A 17,735-nucleotide genomic window follows, 5' to 3' on the forward strand; every position below is an offset into this window, starting at 1 on the left:
TCGACGTGGGTTTCATGATCGGAAAGAGACGGCTTGCCAAGTCATTAAACAAAGGCAATTTGCTAGGCGCGTTTGCCTGCTGTCGATTTCGCTCGACTGGCTTATGGGTCTGCACCCTAAAGCTGGTGATCGATCGGGACGTGCGATGCGGATCGATCTTGATCCTTGTCAATGGATCTCGCGTCTTCCAGATGAGGAGTTATTACCATGCCCGACGACGTACCCGCCGCCCTCGAACGCTTCCAGCGGTTCATCGGCAGCTTTTCCTCTGACGCCATGATCGACGCTGACAGCGGCTTCACCGCCGCCGATGGCATCCTGCTTGCCGGCGAAATCGAAATGGCCGCGCATCAACCGCAGGCTGATGACGAAAGTCCGATCGACTGATGCGTTCCGGCCCTGGCCTGGCGTTCCTGTCGATGCTGGTCCTGGCACCGGTTCCGGCGTCGGCGCGCGACGCTGTGGGGGCCGCGGACCGGGCGCTGTCCGACATCGTCGTGATGCCGCGCCGGATCAGCATAGACGATAGCGGCGTCCATGCCGACCGCAACGCGCTTATCACCACCTATCGCGACGTGACCGATCCCAAGGGAATGACAGTCAGCGCCTATTTCCTGCAGGATGTGACCGGCGATAATCAGGGCTTCAAGGGCGCTGCCGGCGTCTATATCCAGACACGGGACAAGCCGGGCATCCGCCGGGACCAGCGCGGTGTTCTCTATGGTGCGGCCATCACCCTCATACCCAGCTTCGATCGCGATCACTATCCGTCCGACGACGTGACCGGCGTTGTTGTCCAGAATGACGGTGTGGGGCGCGGCACGGAGGCCGTCTATATCGGTCGGGGGTCGCACAATCTGGCGCAGGGTGACTGGCTCGCCGCCTTCGGGGCGGACGCATGGGCGGATACCGGGCTTTACCTGCGGGGCCATTACCGCTTCGGTATCGATCTCGCGACGCCGGGTTTCAATTCGGTCCTCTCGGGCGCCGCGCTGCGCGTACCGGCCCGCGCGCCCAGCATCATCACCGTCCGCAACAGCCAGGATAAGGGTGAACGCTCTATCCTGGCGACGCGGGAGGACGGCACGCTGCTGATCGACGGCGGGCAGGTGCGCGGCCCGACGTTCTGGACGCCTGTGGCCAGCGCGGAAAAGGGCAGGATCGGCGTCATACGGGCGATCGCAGCCAGCACGCGATATTCGATCATCAACCATCGGTGCTTTGCTGACTTCACACTCTATGTCGAGGATGCCGGGACAGCCGCCGGCGCGTTGCGCCTCGACCTGCCGGTGCCGGCGGCGACGGACGCGGCGTTCGTCGCATCGGGCCAACGCAGCACGGACAGCGTAATGCTGGTGGGCCGGAACATCAGCAACACCCTGCGTATCACCCGCTACGACGGGCAAAGTCCCTTTTTGTCCAAAACTTATGTGACGATGTCCTTCAACTATGAAGTCGAACCATAGGACAGATTATATTAGGATCAATTCATGAAGATCAGCGGCTTTGTCATCAGCTACAATCGTGAAAAGCTGATAGAAACATGTCTGAGATCGATCAGGTTTGTCGATGAGCTCATCGTGGTGGACAAATCCTCGACCGATGCCACGGCCGCCAGCGCCCTGCGTCTTGCCGATCATGTCATCACGGTTCCATGGTCGCCCACCGTGGAGGAAACCCGCGCGTTTGCACTGGAGCAGTGCAGCCATGATCGCATCGTGTTTCTTGACGACGACGAATGTTTCAGCGCCGACGCCATCGTCTATCTCGATCGGGAATTGCGGGAAGGCAAGGCCGATCTCTACGCGATAGCGTGCCGCCATCATATATTGGGTCGGCATGAAGAAGACGCCTATTACTGGCCCGAACGGCATGTCCGGGCCTTTCGGCGGGGGACGTTCAGGTTCGGCGCGACCGTGCATGGCGGCGGCAGGATCGAAGGACGCGCCTTGGTCGCCGAACCCGCCTTCGACAGTGGTATCTGCTTCCACAATATTTCCCATGCCGACACGGCAACTTGGATCGAGAAGACGAACCGCTACACCGCGCACCCTGACCGCTCCAGCACGATGGAGCGCCACCCCGACGATTTGCTGGCCACGGCCCGAGCCCAGATCGACTTCTGGCTGGGCAAATGCAGCCCCGACGCCACGCTCTACAGCCAGTCGGTCGCAATCCTGCGCGCGGTCTACGACTTGGTGGATATCGTCAAACATTGGGAGCAGAAGGAAGGATATGACGGCCAGGCGCTGTTCCAGGCGACCTGCCGCCAGTTGCAGGACGATTTCGATCAGCTGGAAAGAAGGACCGGCATCGCCACGGGCCTTGCAAAACGCAGCCTCTTCGACGGACGGTGAAGCTGCCAGATATTCGGAACAGCGAAGGATATGTGGCAAGCTGCCCACCGGATGATGCACGGACAATGGCCTTGCGTCCTTGGCCATCGGTGCCGATGGCGGACAGGTGCTGCAATATGCCAGGCTTGAGGCTGTGCGCTATTTTCCGGATACCGATCGTGTCAGATCCTCACCCTCTCCACTTCCGCCAGGCTGATATCGTCACGTCGTCTATCGTAAAGCTGCGTCGTGCGGGTCGAACTGTGATTGGCCATGGCGGCGGCATTTTCCAGCGTGCCGCCATTTTTCAAATAAGTGGTGATCCCGGTCGCGCGGAAACTGTGATTGCCGATCTGGGTTTCGATCCCCGCGGCCAGCGCGCGACGGCGGACCATGGCATGAGCTTCCGCCTGCCGCAGCGCCCGATCGCTCAGCGTTCGACGACCACGATCGATGGTGCGGAACAGCGGCCCCCTCCCCTCATCCAAACCGCACGCCTCTATATAGGCGTGCAGATAGTCCTCCAGACTGTGGTGACAGGGCATTTCATGCCGTTTGCCGCCTTTTTCATGCAGGCGCAGCCATAGCCGCCGCCCCTGCACGAACACATCCTCCCGCTTCATCGCCAGCGCCGCGCCGACCCGCGCGAAACTGTAGATCATCAAACCGATCAGCGCCCGGTCGCGCAGTCCTATCGCCGTCGATATGTCGATCGCATCGAGCAAGGCCCGTGCCTCCTGCGCTTCTAGCACCGGCGTCTTCCCGGTCCGTGCGCTATGCGCAGGTCCGCGCACGCTGGCGGCGGGATTGGTGGCGATCACCTGCCCCGTTACCAGCCAGTCGAACAGATGGCGGATTGCGGCCAGACGCTGCTTCACGCTGGGCGGCGCGATCGACTGCCCCAAGGTTTCGATCCATGCGGCGACATGAATGGGTGCGATATCGGCCAGATGGCGCACGCCATGACCAAAGCACCAGCTCAGAAAATCGCGCGCTGCCTTCGCATAGGCGCGCCGCGTATGGGGGTTGCGGATGTTGGCCGCGAAAAATTCCAGAAAGCGCATGTGAACATGCGGCGATGCTTCCGCGATGATCGGCGGCAGGGTCAGCGAAGGGAGATTGAGCGTAGGCAGCATGACGATCGGACCAAAAGCATTCATATGTGATAATGTCCTTTATCACATATAATCAGGAACAAGCAAAATCTCGTCTGGCGTATCGCGTGACGCACGCTTGTCAGTCGATCGCATCGATCGCATGCGCTATAGGCGCATGCGGTTGCGCAGATAGGGACGCTGCGCCCTCGGTCTGGTGTTCGGGCGTTGCAGGGAAAGTCGAAGAATGAAAATCGCGATTTTTGGTTTGGGTTATGTGGGGCTTTCTAACGCCGTCCTGCTTGCACAACATAATGAAGTGGTCGCGGTGGACATCACGCCGGAACGGGTCGACATGCTCAACGCGCGCCGGTCGCCAATCGTGGACGCCGAACTGGAAGACTTCCTCGCAACCCGCTCGCTGGACCTGGTCGCCACGCTCGATCCGCGACAGGCGCTGACCGGCGCCGATTATGTGATCGTCGCCACGCCGACCAATTATGATGTGGGCAGCAACAAATTCGATACCTCTTCGGTCGAAGCGGTGATCCAGACCGCCAACGCGATCAACCCGGACGCGACGATCGTCATTAAATCGACCATTCCCGTGGGCTTTGTCGAGAATGTGCGCCGACGCCTGGCGGCTGATCAAGTGATCTTCAGCCCCGAATTTCTCCGCGAAGGCCAGGCGCTGCGCGATAATCTCCATCCCTCGCGCATCATCGTTGGCGAACGGTCGGAACGGGCGCGCATCTTTGCCGACCTGCTGTTGCAGGGGGCGGTGAAGAAGGATGTCGACATCCTGTTTACCGACCCGAACGAGGCGGAGGCGATCAAGCTGTTCGCCAACACCTATCTCGCCATGCGCGTCGCCTTCTTCAACGAACTGGACAGCTACGCCATCGCCCATGACATGGATTCGCGCCAGATCATCGTCGGCGTCGGTCTGGATCCGCGCATCGGGTCGCATTATAACAATCCCAGCTTCGGCTATGGCGGCTATTGCCTGCCCAAGGATACCAAGCAGCTGCTCGCCAATTATTCCGAAGTGCCCCAGAACCTCATTCGCGCGATCGTGGACGCCAATCACACCCGCAAGGATTTCCTGGCCGACCAGATCATCGCTAAGCGCCCGAAGAAGGTCGGCGTCTTCCGCCTGGTGATGAAAGCCGGGTCGGACAATTTCCGCCAGTCGTCCATCCAGGGCATCATGAAGCGGATCAAGGCCAAGGGCATAGAAGTGGTAATCTACGAACCCGCCATGCAGGAAGCGCTGTTTTTCGGGTCGCAGGTGGTGCGCGATCTGGAAACCTTCAAGCAGGAATGCGACGTCATCATCGCCAACCGCATGACGGGGGACATAGAGGATGTCGCAGACAAGATCTTCACCCGCGACCTGTTCGGATCGGATTGATATCAACGATCACCACAGCGGACGTCCTGACGACTGGATGAGGATATCATGCGTTCCCTTGCAAAGAGATTGATGACCCGGCTGCCGCGCTTCGGCCGCAGCGCCGCGTCTGTCCGCCAAAGCCATTCGGTACAGGACTATCGCGCCCTGGTGCGCAAGAAGCTCAGGCGCATGCCAGACAATCCGGCGCTGGCGCTGGCCCAGGCAATCGGCGCGGATACGATGGAAAATTTCGTGTCCCAAGGGGACGGTCATGTCGCGGTGCTGCGGCATCATGGTCTGGTCGATGGCATGGCCATTTATGATCTGGGGTGCGGCTGCGGGCGCACCGCTCAATCGCTCTATCGTCAGGGCTGGCAAGGCCGCTATATCGGCGCAGATGTCGTGCCGGAACTGCTGGCGGAATTGTCCCGCCAATGTCCGGACTATGAAACGCGGCTCAATCTGACCCCGACGATCTTGGCGCCGAACGCGTCACTGGACATGGTCTTTCACTGGTCGGTCTTCACCCACCTCTATCCCGGCGAATCCTATCTCTATACCGCGGACGCCTTTCGGGCGCTCAAACCGGGCGGGAAGATGATCTTCTCCTTCCTTGAACTGGAGGAGGCGGCGCATGACCGGGTGTGGAACGTCAACCTCGACCATTTGCGCATTGGGCGTCCGGCCCAGCATCTCGACGCCTTTCTGCATCGCGACTGGATCCGTCGTTTCGCCAGGGACGCGGGGTTCGCCGAACCACGCTTCACTGACGGCCTGGATGAAACGCATCACCCCGCCTTCTGGCAAAGTCTGGCGGTGCTGGACAAATCGGCCTGATCCCCGCCAGCATCACTCAGCTCACATCACTCAGGCCACATCACTTAGGCCAGCGTCGGCAGCCCGGCCCGCTTGAGCGCTCTGTCCAGATAGCGCATAAAAGCAGGCGTCCGTCCCGCATCCCGCGCCCGCAGCCAAGCCAGCGCCACGACGGGCCGCCACAGCGCCATCTCGCGGGCGGTGACGGCGTTACCAGTGTCGGCGCAGGCTGCCACATAGCTTGTGCGCAATCGCCCCGCCGCCCAGTCGCGCCACAGGTTCGTCACCCAGTCGGTCGGCCCGATGCCAAAGCGCATCAGCATTTCGGATCGCACCGCATCGGCCGCCGGATGGCCTGCCGCCGCCTTCGACCAGTCGATGATCTTCATTCCCTGCGGCGTCATCATGACATTGCCCAGATGAAAGTCGCCATGGGTCAGCGCATCCCCGTCCGACAGCGTTTCCAGATAGGCGATCGCCGCTCGTTGCAGCGTGATCGGTGCGGGACCATAGGCGATGTCGGTCGCCAGCACTTGCTTCAACGAGCGCAACGTCCCGCCCCTCTCCCGATGCATGGTCGCATGGATCGCCCCCATTCGATCCAGCGCCCATCCCGCGCGCAACGGGTTGCGGCGGACCCAGTCCATCACCGTCCCGCCTTCTAACCGGGGATAGACGATGCCCCGCCGCCCGTCCCAGGCCCGTCGCCCGATCGCCGCCGCTGTCGGCACCCCGCAGGCACCGGCATGGATGGATGCTTCTGCCTCACGTACGATCATCTCATCCGAGACGCTATCGCGGAACAGCTTGAGCGCCTGCCCGTCGCCCAGGTCGAACAATTCCGCGCTCGCGCCTTTGGCGATGAAGCGGGGCGGTTCGCGCAACGGCGCAGGCCTGTCGGGGACATTATCCATATCGCCTCATCCTTGCCGACAAATGCCCCGCCTTTCCACCTAAGATGGACAGGATAGCATGGGGATATCCTCAGATAGTCATCGGATATCTATGGATATCTATAGGATACCAAATCGCTTGAATTTGCCTTGTATTATTTTTTGGTATAGGGATTGCTGGATAATCAGCCAGTTTCAAAGGCTCTCATGGCGCGCAACACGTCCATCACGATCGGCGATCATTTCAGCCAGTTCGTCAGCGAGCAGGTACAGTCGGGCCGCTATGGCTCGACCAGCGATGTCGTGCGCGCCGGGCTGCGGCTGCTGGAGGAGCATGAAGCCCGTGTCCGCGCGCTCAACGACGCATTGGTTTTGGGCGAACAATCGGGCACCCCCCGGCCCTTCGACGTCGCCGCCTTCAAGGCGCGCAAACGCGCCGCCTTTCAGGAACGGTGAAACTGCTGGCCTTTTCGCCTGCGGCGCTGGCCGACATGGACGCAATCTGGGACTATAGCGCGCTGCATTGGGGCATGGACCAGGCGGATGCCTATGTCGACGACATCGTTCAGGCCTGTCATGACCTGGCTAGCGGGCGCAAGATCGGGAAGGCGGCGGTCCGGCGCGGCTATCTGAAGCTGTCGGTGGGCGCACATATGGTCTATTTTCAGGATCGTGGCGATAGACTGGACGTCATCCGCATCCTGCACGGGCGGCAGGACGTCGACCGCCATTTATGAAATGTCGGCGACAGGACGGAAAATGACGGCGAAACGCTCAATTCGTGCTTTCGAGTAGAAATAGGAAAATAGATGTTTTCGGGAATGGAGCGATCATAATGGCAACACCGCAGGGCCAACTGTTCCAGCTCGATAGCCCCTTGCTGGGCGAAATCCGGGGCGAACGCTCGCTCATGGCCTTTCCCTTTTTCGCGCTGGCGAAAAATGCATGGATGAAGCCCCTCTCCTATTCCACCCCGACCGTGTCGATCGAAGTGCGCCCCAGCGCGCGCGGTGTCGCCACCATCTACGACAAGGAAATCGTCCTCTATATCGCCAGCCTCATGGCCGCGAAGATCGAGGCGGGCATGGCGATATCGCAGGATTTCACCTTCACCGCGCATGACCTCTTCAGCGTCACCGGTGCCAATCACAGCGCCCGCTCCTATTCCCGTCTGGCCGATGCGCTGGAGCGGCTGCAAGGCACGCAGATCCGCACCAATATCGAGGCCGGGGGTGAGGGCGAAGAAGGCTTCTTTTCCTGGCTGTCGGAAGCGCGGCTGCAATATGCGCGTTCTGGCAATGGTGAGAAACGGCTCAAATCCGTGAAAGTTCGCCTGTGCGACTGGCTGTTTCGCGCCATTTTGCGCGACGGGCAGGTGCTCGATTACGCTTCCACCTATTTCCAGCTTGGCCCCATAGAGCGGCGCATCTATGAAGTCGCGCGCTCGACCTGCGTCGATGGCGAACCGCTCGACATGGACCTGCAACTGCTCAAGCTTCAGACCGGTTTCCAGAACCCCCTGTCCAATTTCCGCATCGCCATGCGCCAGATCGCGGCGGCCAACGCCATTCCCGGCTATGACATCGTCCTGATCGAGGATGCACCTGTGGCCCTGGTGGAGGATGCCCCGCGCAAGGCGGGACGGCGCTCGGCCTCGGCCCGGGTCGTCATCACCCGCCGCGCGCTGCTGGCGCATGACGTGGCGGACACTCTCGTCGTCTGATCCCTGACGTCGGGCAGGGCATCTCCTGCCTTACGGGACGACCCGGACGGGCCCATGCCCCCTGCCCGTCCCCGGCCCTGCGGACTGATTCGCGCTCGCTTCGCATTCCTACTCGAAAGCACGAATGGGACAGCGACATTCCTACTCGAAAGCACAAATCCACCGCGCCTATTCCTACTCGAAAGCACGAATGGCGTGGGTATTGTTACGCGAAAGCACGAACGATTTTCGGCATTCCTACGCGAAAGCACGAACCGCAAACCCTTTCGATGTAGGATTTTTACTGCAATTATGCCGCCCCTGCCGGCTCATGTCGGCATGCAATGCTGTGGCCGATCGGCCCCGGCGAGGGATTAAATGAAGGGGCGGCTGTGACCACATAAAAGAACGCCCGGCGCGAAGGCCGGGCATCCGTTGGAGTAGTGGAGCGACGTCGCCAAACGTCGAACGGGACTAACAACACCCCTTCTTCCTACTCCAGATCGAACCCGGTTTCAAGGATGCGCGCTTCGCGCCACGCCCTCTTTTTGTCTGGTGACGGTCCTCCGCTGTGGAGGGACGAATGGGAACACTTGCCTTTGGTGAGGCGATGGCCGGTGCGCTGATATCCGGTCGCTTGGCGCAATCCGCCGGGTCGGCCAAGCGATCGCTCGCGCGCAACAGCCGTTCGGGCGCCCCGCATCCCACCGGCGCGCCGGTGCTGCGCGACAGTGTCGAAGCGGGTACGTTCGAACATCGCTTCTTCGTCAGCCCGGCCAAGGGAGAAACCGACCGGCTGCTGCGCGCGGCGCGGCGCATCCTCGACGCTGGCCGGCAGTTGCGGCGCGAAGCGCGCTGCGACGGCCGTATCCTGAGCGCCGCCGAACAGCGTCTCACCACCCTCACGGCGGCCAGCGTGCGTGTGCTGGAGGAAATCCTGACGCTGTCCCGCCTCAACCGGGGCCGGGTCTTTCCTAGCTATGATTATCTCGCCGACGCCACCAGCCTTGGCCGCGCGACCGTCGCGCGGGCGCTGCGCATTCTGGAGGACATAGGCTTTCTCGTGCGCCAGCGCCGTTTCAAGCGGGTCGAGGGCGATGGCCCCGGCCCCCGCTATGCCCAGACATCGAACGTCTATCGCGCCTTCCTGCCCGACATTGTGCAGCGCTATCTGCCACGCTGGATGCGCCCCGCCCCGCCGCCCGACGATGTCGTCCAGCGTGAAGCGGACCGGCAGGAGGAGATGGCGTTGATGCGTGCGACCCTCTGTCCGCTCGAACGCCGAAAGATTAAGGAAAAAGGCCAGCTCGCCAAGATATTGGCGCGGATCGAAGCGGCGCTCGACGCCCGGCATGATGGTTCTGAACGTGAGTCTCAAAACCATCCGCAACCGCTTATAAAGTCCTATATAGATAAGGATTCAACGGTGTTGGCCTAGTCGGCCAACGCACCGACGCCTGACGGCGCACCCCAAAAGCCCCCTTCCCGCCTCAACCGCACCGGCAACACAAACCGCGTCGTAGAACGCGCCGCTTCGCGACGCGAATGCTCCCAACGGGAGCAAGCGGCTTGGGTCGTGCGATATGGATGGAGCAGGGAAAGCCGACTGGGCGGTTATGCGGCTATAGTTTGATATGATGGTCGAGCTATCATTTGGTATCGGATAGCTACTAGATATCTTATGCCATAATAATCTTGACCCATGGCCGTCTTGGCGCGAGCATCCGCACCATGACTTTCATCGAAAATGCCGCCCGCAGCCTTTGCCGCATCCATGGTGACAGCGAAGACGACAGGGCCACCGGCGCGCCACGCTGGATGGCTTATCTGCCCCATGTCCTGGCGGTGATCGAGGCGTTGCATGACCCCAACGACGCCATGCGGGAAGCCGGATCGGAAATCATCCGCCATGTCGGCGAAGACGAATCCGACATCGGCCATCAAAGCGACGCCGGCAATGTCTGGCGCTTCATGATGGATGCGCTGCATCAGGATGCGCGGCAAATCCAGGCCGAAACGGCCGACATCATGCGCGTCGGCGAATAGCATCGGGATACCGGATAGCTACTCGATAGCTATCTGGTACTTCATGTCTTGCGCTGTTGTTCCAATGCGGCCAACGCCTGGTCCAGCACCGCGCCCAGCGGCAGGTTCATCGCATCGGCGATCCGGTAGAGTTCGGTAATCGTCTCTTCGGTCGCCTTGATATTGATCTGGCGATTGCGCCCGGTCACATGGCGCCGCGGCTGACGGGCAGGGGAGGGGGACGGCGTTTGACCTGTCTCCTTCGCTGTTGCAGGCGGCGTTGCGCTCGCCGCCTTGCGGCTTGGAAAACCGCTGCTTTCCGCGATTTTCTCGATCGTTTCAGCGGGCACCGGCTTGGCGGCATGGTCCGATCCGAAATCATCGAGATCGCCGAAGGGATTGGCCCTGCTCATCCTGTCACCTCATCCGTTCTGACGGCGTTTTTCCTGTGCGCGCGCAATTGCTCGATGACCTCGACGGCGAACTGCTCGGCATTGGCGATCGCCTTGTCCAGGTTGGACACGTCCTTAGGGTCCAGTTCCTCCAGCGTCTGGCGGAAGGAAAAGATCGCGCGAAAGGCTTCGCGCTCGTGCAGCTGGGTCTTGAACATCGGCACCCCGGCGTCGATCAGCCCGTCCTGGATATGCCCCATGGTCCGCGTACGGATGATCGGACTGGTACGCGACAGCAGCACGCCATAGGGCACGGCCCTGCCGGTCATCTTTTCATGCTGTTTCAGCACCCGGATCGCCCGGCTCGCCTGCTCCGCGTCCAGTTGCGATCCCTGCATCGGGATCACGACCAGATCGGCCTGGCTGACCGCCAGCAACACGATCTTGGCGGCCGTCCCCTCCAGGTCGACGATGACGAAAGGGGTTTGCGCCGCCGCTTCCTCGATCCGGTCGAGGATATTATCCTCATCGACATCGGCGACGATCGACAGATTGTCGGGCAGCTGCGCGGTCTTGCCCCAGGCCGCGATCGGGTGATTGGGATCGGCGTCGATCACCGATACCCTGGCACCGCGCGCCAATTGGGAGGCGAGGAGAAGGGCGGCGGTGGTCTTGCCCACGCCCCCCTTGGGACTGATGAAAGCGATGGTCGGCATGGGCTATCTGTATAGCTATCGGCTAGCGACTGGCAAGCCGATAGCTATCTGGTATCCTTTGGCTACGGTGCACATTGATCGAAGGATTTCCTTTGTCATCCAGGCCAAAGTCGCTATTTGCCACGGTCTCATGCGATCGCAATCGACAGGCTATTATCTCAGGCGGATCGCCGAAGCCTGGCTGACCATATTGGTTCATGTCGATGCCTTTCGTATCGAACCGCGCGCCTATCTGACCGCGACCAAATGGTGGATGAAACGCAAGCGGGTGCGCGCCCGCGGCCAGTTCGCGCCGCTATTCAGCCGGTCGCCGCGCGCCTATCGGCTCTGGATGCTACGACGGGAGATACAGGGCAGGGCGTATAGCCCGCCCGATCCACGCTATCCGATCATCGTCCTGATCGACCTGAACGGCGCCCATGATCCCCGCGATCTGGCCGCCACATGCAAGAGCGTGGCCGCCGAAAGCCTGCCTGCTCTGCTGATCGGATCTTGCGACACGCCCACGCTGGCCGTTGCGATCGCCCGGATCGACTGGGCCGATCGTCCATGGCTGCTGCCTGTCAGGCCCGGCGACAGGATCGCACCCGGCGCGGCGGCGGCTTATCGCGCGGCCATGGGCGATCCGGCGGTGCGGCTCCTCTATGCCGATGATGATCTGCTGGTTGGCCGCCGCCGCGTCACGCCTCATTTCAAGCCGGACTGGAACAGTGAATTGTTTCGCCATGGCGACTATCTGTCGGGCGCCTGCATCCTGCGCGCGACCCGGTTCGAACTGGTGGCCGTGGCCGATGCGCCGGACTGGACAGAGCGACTGGTTGGACAATTGGCGGGGGAGGGCGCGCCCGTGCATGTGCGCGACATGCTGCATCACCGTCGCCACCGCCCTGCGCCAGCCTTACCCGCAAAACCGCTCGATCTGAAAGGCGACCTTCCGCCCATCTCCGTCATCGTGCCGACCCGCAATCGCGTGGATCTGCTACGCACCTGCCTTGATGGGGTCGCGGCGGCCGACTATCCTGATGTGGAGGTGATCGTCGTGGACAATGACAGCGACGATCCCGATACGCTGACCTATCTCGCTGCGCTCGATCCGGCGCGCTACCGGGTGCTGCGCCATGGCGGCGTCTTCAACTATTCCGCGATCAACAACCGGGCGGCGGATGTGGCGCAGGGACGGCTGCTCTGCCTGCTCAACAACGATATCGAAGTGACCGATCCGCACTGGCTCGCCATCCTGGCGACGCAGGCGTTGCGTCCGGATGTCGGGGCGGTGGGCGCGCGATTGCTTTATCCCGATGGACGCATCCAGCATGCCGGCGTCGTGGTCGGCATCGGCAATGCAGCGGGCCACGCCCATCGTTTCCTGCGGCCAGAAGGGGAGGGGTATTTCCATCGCCATAGCCTGCCGCAATTCACCAGCGCCGTGACCGCCGCCTGCCTGGTGGTGGAGCGCCACAAGTTTTTTGCCGTTGGCGGCCTGGACGAACAGCATTTCGCGGTCGCCTTCAACGATGTCGATCTGTGCCTTCGGCTCAATCAATGCGGTTGGCAGTCTTTCTACGAACCGCGCGCGACACTGATCCATCATGAATCGGTGTCGCGCGGGCTGGACCGTGATCCGATCGGCCTCGCGCGCTTTGCCGGGGAACTGGCGGCGCTCAAGCGTCTGTGGCTGACCGACGAATTATATGATCCCTATCATCATCCGCAGTTGAGCCGTGCGAGCGAGCAATTTGCGGTGGCGCTCTGAACATGGAACATCGCTCATCCCGCCTCGCCCTGCCGCAAGTGACCTTGTGCGCGGTCAGTTCGGTCAATGTCGCCGCCACAATCGTGGCGCTGGAAACGTCGCTAGCGCAGATCGACGTGGCCGTCTGCAAGCTGTTCACCGACCAGCCTGTCAAACCCGATCATCCCGGCATCACCGTGGTGCCGATCGCGCGCATCGCTTCCTCGCGCGCCTATTCCGATTTCATGCTGACGCAAATGGTCGATCATATCGACACGACCCACTGCCTCGTCACCCAGTGGGACGGTCATGTGCGGGACGCAACATGCTGGCGCCGGGACTTTCTTGATTATGACTATATTGGCGCCAGCTGGCCCCAGTTCACCGACGGGCATGATGTCGGCAATGGCGGCTTTTCCCTGCGCAGCCGTCGCCTGATGGAACTTTGCCGCGATCCCGCCTTTCGCGCGCATCATCCTGAAGATGTCGCGATCGGGCGGATCAACCGGACCTGGCTGGAAAGCCGGGGGATGCGCTTTGCCCCGCGCGAACTGGCCGATCTCTTCTCGGCGGAGCGGGCAGGGGACGTGTCGCGCAGCTTCGGCTATCATGGTGCCTGGCTCATGCCCCGCGCGATCGGCGTGGAGGCATTCTGGGCGCTGTATCGCGGTCTGGACGATCAGGGTACGATCCGGCATGACTTTTCTGCCATTTTGAAGCAGATCGGCAGGGGGCGAGGATCGATGGGACGGGTCTTGCGCCTGTTTCTGAACCAGATGGCCCATCGGGTCGGACGGTGATCCTTTCTCGCCATATATCGTCCACCAGATAGGGACCGCCGCGCTTGACCAATATCTTTCCTGGCCTGCCTCTGATCGAATCCCCGATCTTTCCAGCGCTCAAGGCGAATTGGGGGCTGAGCGCAGAAGAAGAGCGGATCGCGACCAGCCTCTATGACAAGGGCTATGCCGTCTTCGATTTCCCTGACATCGCATTGGATGATCGTATCGCCCGCATCCAGCAGCATCTGGGACCGCGCTATGGCGTCGATTTTTCCGACGCCACCGCGGACAAAAGCTGTGGCGAACGCCGGATCCAGGACGCGTGGATGTTCGATGATGATGTGCGCGCCATCGCCGCCAACCAGGCCGTCATCGACCTGCTGGGCAAGCTTTACGGTCGCACCGCCTTTCCCTTCCAAACGCTGAATTTCCCGGTCGGGACGCAGCAGGAAGCGCATTCGGATTCGGTCCATTTCTCCAGTCTGCCCGAACGTTTCATGTGCGGCGTATGGCTGGCGATGGAAGATGTCGGCCCAGATGCGGGACCACTCTTCTATTATCCCGGATCGCATCATTGGCCGATCATGACGAACGCGCTGATCGGACGCCAGGGCTATGGCAGCGCGCTGGAATTGGCGCAGGATCCCTATGGTCCCGCCTGGCGCGCGCTATGCGATGTCCACGGCGCGCAACCCGAAACCTTCCTCGCGCGCAAGGGGCAGGCTTTGATCTGGTGCGCGAACCTGCTGCACGGCGGCAGCCATCAGAATAATCCGATGCTGACCCGCTGGTCGCAGGTCACCCATTATTATTTCGACGACTGCATCTATTATACCCCGGCTTTTTCGGACGAGGCGATCGGCAAACTTGCCATGCGCGATCTGGTCGCCATCAGCGACGGCCAACCGCGGCCCAACCAATATCTGGGGGAGGTGGTGAAAAACCCGGAAAACGCCGATAGCAAAAGCCCATCCTGGCGCCGTCGGCTGAAAGCCTATGCCAACAAAACACTTTAGTCTTCGGCCAATGGGCTGATCCAGTGGCTGCACATATTTGACCATTGGCGGCGATAGCGGCATTCATGGCAGAGCATCTATCCAGACCTGGCTATAACATATGCGGTGCATAATATATTTGCAAAAAACGCTTTAAACATCTGTCATAAAATTCGGTATATTCGGAAATTTAGGAAGATAAATGGAAAATAATTCCAAAGTAGGGTGCCACTATTTTTTTGGTAATTCTCCATTGAACTTTTGGAGTAACTTAGATATAGAAACTATAAAAAATGGTATAAATTACGTAAAATCGTCTGGATTTACATCAATATTCATTTTAGTACCTTGGGCTGAATTTGTCAGTGACAATAATAACGAAATAGCTGTCCAAAGCTATTGTGCCGAAAATTATCGCGCTATTGTGCAACAATGTTTGTTCGCGGGTTTGGATATTCATGTTCGCGTCGGCTATCTCTGGGAAGCAAGAGCGGCAGGATCATCGACTTTTAAGCGTTATGGAGATTTATTCTCCAACTCCCTGCATCAGGCCAGCCTAGCCACGCTGTGCCGTTTCCTTCGTGACGTCGAACATGAAATCGGCGGGAACATCAAATATTTCTTCTCATGGGAAGACGCCTATTGGCCCATGTTCTCGCACTGGCGGTCGCGTAGTCTGGAAGACCGGCGCCATCTGGCCGAGGTGACGGGGTTCAAGGCGTTTCTGCGCCTTCAGGGGATATGGGTCGATGACAATTCCCTCATTCCGCGTGAAGAAGAACCAAATTTCATAAGTTTTTGCCAATTCTACGACGCCATCATCTTGTCCAATATCCTGAAGATCATGCATGGCGAATTAGGTGAAATCGGCATGGAGTATAGAATTGACAGCGATTTCGTAGAAAATGACGGTGCTTATAAAAAGCATTTTCACTGGCCTTTATGTCACCCATGGGTGACCCAGAAATATGTCTATTATCACCCGAATGTCTTTGGTTTTTCGGAAAATCAATTGACGGCGGAAGAAAGTCATGAGCGCCTGAGAGCGGTTTTGCGGACGGCCGCGCCGCGCCTGAACGACAGTGAAAGGCCGCTCGTCCTGGATCAATTCAACTTCATCGATAATACCGAAGTGGGATGGGCCACTACGGGCAACGAGCAAATCGCCGAATTCATGCGCCTTGCCGCTCAGGAAAGCCGCGATCGCGGGGTGGAAGTGGCTCTATGGACGACGATCGACTGGCCCCGGGACGTCATATTCAACGGCTCTTTCAAGCTGGGCTTGGAAGGCTGGGCCGCTAGCGGTCCGGATCCAAGAGCGGAATATGCGGATGGCGAAGGCGTCGTGCTCGATAGCGGTGCGTTCATCGCGCAAAATCCACCTTTATCTTTTCCCAAGGACAAAGGCTTTCACGTGTACGTGGAACTATTCTGCAGAGCAGATCAGTCTATATTATCCGTTCAGACAAGTCATGATCATATCGAGAAAATATCTTTGCCGGAAGGATATCATAAGCTCGATCTCAGACTTGAAGTCTATAACGAATTCATCAAGCTGGGTTGCGAATCCGGGTCTATATTCATCAAAAATATTAAAATGTACGATCGATATTATTCTCAGGGTGGCCGCATTTCGGAAGATGATGAAGGGCCAACATTCGGCTATTTCAAGAAACATTTCCTCGAACAATAATCTGTTCACCATCCATAATGGCAGGCTCCTGGTCGAGCCTGCCATTATGCGTATAAGCTTATAAAAGGCGCAGATTGACCGGCGCCGCGCCGGGGAAGACCTTGCCCATCTGGCCCGCGTTCAGACCGAATTGCTGCATCGCCAGTCCGCCGATCAGGCCGCGATAGTCGGTCAGTACCGGCAGGTCGCGCCCGTCGTTCAGGGTCTGGGGCGACAGGGCGACCTGCTCGCCCGCCATGCGCCCGCCCGCAACACCGCCGCCCAGCACCCAATAGATGCTGCCATGGCCATGATCGGTCCCCTTCGCGCCATTTTCGCGAAAGGTGCGGCCGAATTCGGACACTACGACCACCGTCGTCGTCCGCCAGGCTTCAGGCCCGATCGCATCGGCAAAGGCGACCAGCCCCTGTCCCAGATCGCCGATCCTGCTGGCCAGCGCGCCGGTCAGCCCGCCCTGATTGACATGGGTGTCCCATCCGCCGACATCGACGAAGGCCAGATTATAATGGCTCTGCATCAGCGTGCCGATGCGTTGCGCCGCCAGCTGAAACCCCTTGCTCGTCACCGCGCCACGGCCAGACGCCTTCATTTCCTCGTCCAGCGTCTGGAAGGCCATGTCGCGGACCTGGAAGCCTTCCTTCACGGACTGGGCCAGTCCTGCATGGCTCTGATACATGCTTTCGATCAGCTGCGCCTGCCGCGGATTGACCGGCTTGCCGACATTGGCGAGCGCCAGATTGGGAATGGGGCTGCCGCTGCCGCGAAAGCAGAGCGGCAACTGGTCGGTAAAGGCGATCGACGTGCCCTGTCGTCCCGTCACGCCGGCCAGGCGCGCCATAAATCCTGACGTATAGTCGCGCCGTTGACCGACCGGCTGCCCCATTTCGATCGTGTCCTGGGTTTCGAAATGGCTGCGGCTCACGTCATTGGTGCCGGCAAAGGGGATGAAGGCGATCTGTTTCTTCTGCCAGAGGGGCAGGATGCTCTGCCTGAGCGCCGGGTGCAGGCTCCATTCGCTGTCCAGCGGGATGGGCGTTTTGGCATCATGCGGATCGGGCTTGCCAAGGCCGATGGTGGGGCGCGCCTCATAATAGAAATCGGTGCCGGTCGGGATGACGACGTTAAGCGCGTCATAGGCGCCGCGCAGGAACACGACGAGCAGC

General features: G+C 60.1%; 19 protein-coding genes. 14 read left to right on the plus strand and 5 right to left on the minus strand.

What is annotated here, in order from left to right:
* The first annotated feature begins 207 nt into the window (after positions 1-207).
* Genes U5A89_RS05415 through U5A89_RS05425 form a run of 3 tightly spaced genes read left to right on the plus strand, consistent with a single transcriptional unit; the run spans position 208 to position 2,357 of the window.
* Complete coding sequence (locus U5A89_RS05415) at positions 208-387, plus strand: hypothetical protein (RefSeq protein ID WP_338160191.1); 180 nt, start codon at positions 208-210, stop codon at positions 385-387.
* Positions 387-1,466 carry a hypothetical protein gene (locus tag U5A89_RS05420; protein WP_338160192.1) on the plus strand — a complete coding sequence of 360 codons (1,080 nt, stop codon included), beginning with the start codon at positions 387-389 and terminating at the stop codon, positions 1,464-1,466. The genes U5A89_RS05415 and U5A89_RS05420 overlap by 1 nt, the downstream gene beginning before the upstream one ends.
* 24 nt (positions 1,467-1,490) lie before the next feature.
* On the plus strand, positions 1,491-2,357 hold the full coding sequence (locus U5A89_RS05425) for a glycosyltransferase (RefSeq protein WP_338160193.1): 867 nt from the start codon (positions 1,491-1,493) through the stop codon (positions 2,355-2,357).
* Between the two features lie 161 nt (positions 2,358-2,518).
* Here the strand turns inward: U5A89_RS05425 and U5A89_RS05430 are convergent, their stop codons facing one another.
* On the minus strand, positions 2,519-3,472 hold the full coding sequence (locus tag U5A89_RS05430; RefSeq protein ID WP_445190627.1) for a tyrosine-type recombinase/integrase: 954 nt from the start codon (positions 3,470-3,472) through the stop codon (positions 2,519-2,521).
* Positions 3,473-3,677: 205 nt separating this feature from the next.
* On the opposite strand from U5A89_RS05430, the gene U5A89_RS05435 reads away from it, so the two are divergent.
* Both U5A89_RS05435 and U5A89_RS05440 read left to right on the plus strand, forming a co-directional pair.
* On the plus strand, positions 3,678-4,844 hold the full coding sequence (locus tag U5A89_RS05435; protein WP_338160195.1) for a nucleotide sugar dehydrogenase: 1,167 nt from the start codon (positions 3,678-3,680) through the stop codon (positions 4,842-4,844).
* Positions 4,845-4,916: 72 nt separating this feature from the next.
* Complete coding sequence (locus U5A89_RS05440; RefSeq protein ID WP_338160196.1) at positions 4,917-5,663, plus strand: class I SAM-dependent methyltransferase; 747 nt, start codon at positions 4,917-4,919, stop codon at positions 5,661-5,663.
* Positions 5,664-5,707: 44 nt separating this feature from the next.
* Here the strand turns inward: U5A89_RS05440 and U5A89_RS05445 are convergent, their stop codons facing one another.
* Positions 5,708-6,556, minus strand: coding sequence for a phosphotransferase (locus U5A89_RS05445; RefSeq protein ID WP_338160197.1), 849 nt, complete (start codon positions 6,554-6,556; stop codon positions 5,708-5,710).
* 186 nt (positions 6,557-6,742) lie between these two features.
* On the opposite strand from U5A89_RS05445, the gene U5A89_RS05450 reads away from it, so the two are divergent.
* The 5 genes from U5A89_RS05450 to U5A89_RS05470 all read left to right on the plus strand — a co-directional run bounded on the left by U5A89_RS05450 (position 6,743) and on the right by U5A89_RS05470 (position 10,283).
* Positions 6,743-6,991: a type II toxin-antitoxin system ParD family antitoxin gene (locus tag U5A89_RS05450; RefSeq protein ID WP_338160198.1), complete on the plus strand. Its 249-nt coding sequence runs from the start codon at positions 6,743-6,745 to the stop codon at positions 6,989-6,991.
* Positions 6,988-7,272, plus strand: coding sequence for a type II toxin-antitoxin system RelE/ParE family toxin (locus U5A89_RS05455; RefSeq protein ID WP_338160199.1), 285 nt, complete (start codon positions 6,988-6,990; stop codon positions 7,270-7,272). Before U5A89_RS05450 ends, U5A89_RS05455 begins: the two co-directional genes overlap by 4 nt.
* Positions 7,273-7,370: 98 nt before the next feature.
* Positions 7,371-8,258, plus strand: a complete 888-nt coding sequence (locus U5A89_RS05460; RefSeq protein ID WP_338160200.1) for a replication initiator protein A — start codon at positions 7,371-7,373, stop codon at positions 8,256-8,258.
* Between the two features lie 562 nt (positions 8,259-8,820).
* Positions 8,821-9,675, plus strand: coding sequence for a helix-turn-helix domain-containing protein (locus U5A89_RS05465; RefSeq protein WP_338160201.1), 855 nt, complete (start codon positions 8,821-8,823; stop codon positions 9,673-9,675).
* A 293-nt stretch (positions 9,676-9,968) separates the two neighbouring features.
* Positions 9,969-10,283, plus strand: coding sequence for a hypothetical protein (locus tag U5A89_RS05470; RefSeq protein ID WP_338160202.1), 315 nt, complete (start codon positions 9,969-9,971; stop codon positions 10,281-10,283).
* A 41-nt stretch (positions 10,284-10,324) separates the two neighbouring features.
* Here U5A89_RS05470 and U5A89_RS05475 read toward each other — a convergent pair whose 3' ends face one another.
* Both U5A89_RS05475 and U5A89_RS05480 read right to left on the minus strand, forming a co-directional pair.
* Entirely contained in the window at positions 10,325-10,675 is a 351-nt protein-coding gene (locus U5A89_RS05475) for a hypothetical protein (protein WP_338160203.1), read from the minus strand.
* Complete coding sequence (locus U5A89_RS05480) at positions 10,672-11,370, minus strand: ParA family protein (protein ID WP_338160204.1); 699 nt, start codon at positions 11,368-11,370, stop codon at positions 10,672-10,674. The genes U5A89_RS05475 and U5A89_RS05480 overlap by 4 nt, the downstream gene beginning before the upstream one ends.
* Positions 11,371-11,500: 130 nt before the next feature.
* On the opposite strand from U5A89_RS05480, the gene U5A89_RS05485 reads away from it, so the two are divergent.
* From U5A89_RS05485 to U5A89_RS05500, 4 genes are all read left to right on the plus strand, one after another.
* Positions 11,501-13,123 carry a glycosyltransferase family 2 protein gene (locus U5A89_RS05485; RefSeq protein WP_338160205.1) on the plus strand — a complete coding sequence of 541 codons (1,623 nt, stop codon included), beginning with the start codon at positions 11,501-11,503 and terminating at the stop codon, positions 13,121-13,123.
* 2 nt (positions 13,124-13,125) lie between these two features.
* Complete coding sequence (locus U5A89_RS05490; RefSeq protein WP_338160206.1) at positions 13,126-13,902, plus strand: DUF5672 family protein; 777 nt, start codon at positions 13,126-13,128, stop codon at positions 13,900-13,902.
* A gap of 44 nt (positions 13,903-13,946) precedes the next feature.
* Complete coding sequence (locus U5A89_RS05495; RefSeq protein ID WP_338160207.1) at positions 13,947-14,900, plus strand: phytanoyl-CoA dioxygenase family protein; 954 nt, start codon at positions 13,947-13,949, stop codon at positions 14,898-14,900.
* A 181-nt stretch (positions 14,901-15,081) separates the two neighbouring features.
* Positions 15,082-16,572, plus strand: coding sequence for a hypothetical protein (locus U5A89_RS05500; protein ID WP_338160208.1), 1,491 nt, complete (start codon positions 15,082-15,084; stop codon positions 16,570-16,572).
* A gap of 58 nt (positions 16,573-16,630) precedes the next feature.
* Here U5A89_RS05500 and U5A89_RS05505 read toward each other — a convergent pair.
* A partial coding sequence (locus tag U5A89_RS05505) for a DUF1501 domain-containing protein (protein WP_338160209.1) occupies positions 16,631-17,735 on the minus strand: 1,105 nt, incomplete at its 5' end.

The sequence above is a fragment of the Sphingobium sp. HWE2-09 genome (assembly GCF_035989265.1).
Classification (GTDB): Bacteria; Pseudomonadota; Alphaproteobacteria; order Sphingomonadales; family Sphingomonadaceae; genus Sphingobium.